Raw genomic sequence first — 4,005 nt, 5'->3', positions numbered from 1 at the left:
AAAAATTCGCGAGGCGTCGTCGGGAGAGGACTTCGTGCTGCGCAGGCCCACGCGCTTCGGGCTCGGCTTCCAGCTCACCATGCCCGAACGCCCGTTCGGAAAGTCGGCGCGCAGCTTCGGGCACTTCGGCGCGGGCGGCGCGCTCGGCTTCGCCGATCCCGAGGCGCGGCTCGCGTTCGGCTACGCGATGAACGCCGCCGGGCCGCGCTTTCGCAACCCTCGCGTCCGTGGTCTGCTCGAGGCCGCCGCGGGCGCGGCGCACTAGAAGCCAAAGGAAACCAGACATGTGTCGAAGCCCGATCCTCCCCGCTCTGCTCTGCGCCGCGCTTGCCGTCGGCTGCGCGGCCTCGCGCTCCGACATCGAAGGCCTCTACAAAGGACCAGCCGCGCGAACCACCGGTGCGACGCCGGTGAGCGTCGTCTTCGTGTTCCGCCACCTCTCGCAGCAGCACGGCTTCGACACGATCCCGAAGCTCGAGTTCGAGGGCGTGAAGGATTTCGACGATCTGTTCCGCGACGCGCTTCGCGAGGTCAGCAACGTCTCGCGCTACGAGACGTTCACGGAGCTCCCCGACGACGTGAACGATCCCAAGCGGCGCGAGAAGCTCGCGACGGCGCGATCGAACGCGGACTATGCGGTCGAGCTCGAGCTGCTCGAGGAGTCGTCGTTCAAGCAGCAGTTCCTGAGCGCGACGATCAGCGTGCTGAGCCTGACCGTGATTCCCATGCCCTACGACTGGAACTACACGATACGCGCAGATCTGAGAGCCAAGGACGGCACGCTGCGGGCGTCGTACCAGCGCAAGGCGACGCTTTCCGACTGGGTCCAGACGTTCCTGATCTTCGTCTACCCGTTTCACCCGATCGAGGGAAAGCGCGAGCAGATCTACTCCGAGTCACTGCACGACATATTCCGCCAGATCGAGTCGGAGAAGGCCCTCCGGTAGGCGCAGCGCGAACCTACGGGATCAGCACCACCCGCCCAAACGCCGCGCGGCTCTCGATGTACGCGTGCGCGGCGGCGGCCTGCGCGAGCGGGAACGTGCGGTCGACGACCGTGCGCAGCTCGCCGCGCGAAAGATCGCGCAGGATCGCGTCGAGCATCGCGCGCACGCGCGCGGTCTGGAACGCGACCTCGGCGCCGAGGAACACGCCCGTGAGCGAGCGGTTTCCCTGCGAGAGCGGCGCGGGATCGACGCGCAGATCGCCGCGGCTCACGTTTCCGACGCTGATCGCGCGCCCGCGGTAGGCCAGGCATGTGAGGCTGCGCTGCAGCGTGTCGCCGCCAACCGAGTCGACCACCAGATCCACGCCGCGGCCGCTCGTGAGCTCGCGGATCGCGTCGGCGAAGTCGACCTCGCGGTACGCGATCGGGTGATCGACGCCGAACTCCGAGAGCCGCGCGAATTTCTCGCGGCTGGCCGTGGCGTAGACGATCGCGCCCGCGCGCTTGGCGAGCTGCACGCAGGCCAGGCCCACGCCGCTCGAGCCCGCCTGCACGAGCACGCTCTCGCCGGCCCGTAGCCGGCCGAACTCGAACAGGCAGTCGTGCGCGGTCCCCCACGCCACCGGCACGCAGGCCGCGTGCTCGAAGGAGACGCCCGCGGGCACGAGCCAGGTCGCGCCGGCCGGAACCGCCGCTCGCTCGGCGTGCGAGCCGTGCATCATCAGCGCCGTGACGCGATCGCCCACCTTGCGATCCGAGACCTGCGCACCGACCTCGCGCAGAACCCCGGCGCAGTTGTAGCCGACGATGTGCGGCCGCGCGGCCATCAGGCCGCCCGCGCGGTTCAGCACGTCGCCGCCCTCGATCGCGATCGCCGCAACCTCGATCACCACGCCATTCGGCGCGCAGACCGGATCGGGCACGTCCTCGTAGCGCAGGACCTCGGGCTTTCCCGTCTCGTAATACACCGCTGCCTTCACGACTCACTCCTTCGCTGGCCCGCGCCGAAGCGGGGCGGATGCGCGCCGAGCGGGGGCGTCGGAAGCTCCCAGCGCGCGGGTGTCTCGGACATCTCGACGATCGGACCCAGGTGCTGGGGCTGCCCGTACGAGGTCTCGCTCCGGACCAGGAACGGGGCGATCCGCTCCGGCGAGAGACCCGCGCCCGCGCTGTCGCTGCGCCGCATCCGTTCGAGCCACATTCCCGTCTGACACAGCGACGCGCGCACGTGGTAGCTGCCGCCCTCGGTACTGCGGCGCGAGAGCGCGATCATGGTGCCGAGCGCCGCGAGATACCCGGTGTTGTAGTCGGTGGCGGCCGCGGGCAGAAGGCTCGGGCCTGACGCGCCGCCGTGCTCGAGCGCGATTCCAGTCACGGCCTGCGCGAGCTGCTCCCAGCCGGGCCGCAGCGCCCAGGGCCCCTGGTGCCCGTAGCAGTTGATCGACGTGTAGACGATTCCGGGCCGCAGCTCGCAGAGCGCCTCGGGGCCGAAGCCGCGCCGCGAAAGCGCGCCGCTGCGGTAGCCCTGCGCGAACACGTCCGCCTCGCGCGATAGCTCCCGCAGCCGCTCGACATCGCCGGGAAGATCGAGGTCGAGGTGCGCGGAGCGCTTGCCGTGGCTGGTGTCGATCACGAACGGCGCGATCGACGGGAGCTTCGGCGAGCCGATCCTCAGCACGTCGGCGCCGTGCGAGGCGAGCGTGCGGCCGCAGGTCGGCCCGGCGAGCACGCGCGTCAGGTCGAGCACGCGAACGCCCGAAAGCGGCCGCGCGCCGGGCGCGAACGGCTCGGGCGGACCGTCGGCGAGCTTGATCACTTCGACGACGGGAAGCGCGGCGAGCGCACGTCCCTGCGCGTGCTCCCGCCACTCCGCGGCGCTGCGAACCCGAGCGCCGCAGAGCCCGCGCTCGGCGAGCGCGTCCTCGAGCGCCTGGCCGTCCCAGCTCGCGATGCGCCTGGCCACTTCGGCGACGTCCGCGTCGCAGCCGAGCCACGCGAGCGCGCGTGCCTGGCTCTCCGGAAAGCTTCCGTGCAGCAGGAAGTGCCCCCCGTCTCGCGTCGGGTAGATTCCGGTCACGGCCCGCGCTGGGTCGTACGCGGGCAAGCCGGCAGGATTCTCGGCGCGCTGGAACAGGAAGCCGAGCAGCGACGCGGCCGCGCCGACCACGTCCACGCGGACCGTCTGTCGCCGCCCGCCGCGAGTCTCGAAGATCCGCGCGGCTTGAAGCGCGCAGGCCGCGAGCGCCGCCGCAGCGGCCTCCCCGACACGGAATCGCGTCGCCAGCACCGGATCGGCGCCGTCGATCCGCACCTGTCCCGGCTCCGGCGCGCGCACCCCCAGCGAGCGGAGCAGTGTCTCGAACGTCTCGAGTCCGGATCCGGATTCGTCCATCGACTCACTCCGCGAGCTGGCCACCGCAGTCCCTGCAATATCGCGCGCTCGGTAGGTGGCCTTCGCTGGTGCAGTGCTGGCAGCTCCGGGTCGTGATCGTGTCCGGAAGTCTCGCCGCTTCCACGATTCCTGCGGTGATGATACCCGTCGGAACGGCGATGATGCTGTAGCCGAGGATCATCAGGATCGACGCCAGAATCTGGCCCGTCGGCGTCGCCGGCGCGATGTCCCCGTAGCCCACCGTCGTCATGCTCACGATCGCCCAGTACATCGCCGTGGGAATGCTCGTGAAGCCGGACTCCGGCCCCTCGATCAGGTACATCGCCGATCCGACGATCAGGTCGAGGATCAGCACGGTCGCAAGAAAGACCAGCACCTTCGCGCGGCTCATGCGCAGCGAGGTGAGCAGCAGGTTCTGCTCGCCGAGGAATCGACCGAGCTTGAAGACGCGGAACACGCGAAGCAGGCGGAAGGCCCGGATCACCAGCAGCGACTCGGCGCCCGGCAGCACCAGGGACAGGTAGCTCGGCAGGATCGCGAGCAGGTCCACGAGCCCGAAGAAGCTCCGGGCGTAGCGGAGCGGCCGCTCCACGACGGCCAGGCGCGCGAGGTACTCGGCGCTGAAGAGCACGGTGAAGATCCACTCGGCGACCCGCAGCTCGGCGCC

The 4,005-nt window shown here is 70.3% G+C and carries 5 protein-coding genes; 2 read left to right on the top strand and 3 right to left on the bottom strand.

Annotated features, from left to right (window positions below; genetic code table 11):
• Together FJ108_18075 and FJ108_18070 are read left to right on the top strand one after the other, a co-directional pair.
• Positions 1–265: beta-lactamase family protein (locus FJ108_18075; protein ID MBM4337800.1), on the top strand; the 265-nt coding region annotated here is incomplete at its 5' end.
• A 19-nt stretch (positions 266–284) separates the two neighbouring features.
• On the top strand, positions 285–947 hold the full coding sequence (locus FJ108_18070; protein ID MBM4337799.1) for a hypothetical protein: 663 nt from the start codon (positions 285–287) through the stop codon (positions 945–947).
• Positions 948–960: 13 nt separating this feature from the next.
• Here the strand turns inward: FJ108_18070 and FJ108_18065 are convergent, their stop codons facing one another.
• The 3 genes from FJ108_18065 to FJ108_18055 are packed head-to-tail and all read right to left on the bottom strand — an operon-like array spanning position 961 to position 3,996.
• On the bottom strand, positions 961–1,926 hold the full coding sequence (locus FJ108_18065; GenBank protein ID MBM4337798.1) for a zinc-binding alcohol dehydrogenase family protein: 966 nt from the start codon (positions 1,924–1,926) through the stop codon (positions 961–963).
• Positions 1,923–3,338 carry a CoA transferase gene (locus FJ108_18060; protein MBM4337797.1) on the bottom strand — a complete coding sequence of 472 codons (1,416 nt, stop codon included), beginning with the start codon at positions 3,336–3,338 and terminating at the stop codon, positions 1,923–1,925. Before FJ108_18060 ends, FJ108_18065 begins: the two co-directional genes overlap by 4 nt.
• A gap of 4 nt (positions 3,339–3,342) precedes the next feature.
• Complete coding sequence (locus FJ108_18055) at positions 3,343–3,996, bottom strand: ion transporter (GenBank protein ID MBM4337796.1); 654 nt, start codon at positions 3,994–3,996, stop codon at positions 3,343–3,345.
• Between the last annotated feature and the right edge of the window lie 9 nt (positions 3,997–4,005).

This window comes from Deltaproteobacteria bacterium, from assembly GCA_016875225.1.
GTDB lineage: Bacteria > Myxococcota_A > UBA9160 > SZUA-336 > SZUA-336 > VGRW01.
The sequence above is the reverse complement of the archived record's forward strand: the minus strand, read 5'-3'. Positions and strand labels throughout refer to the sequence as shown.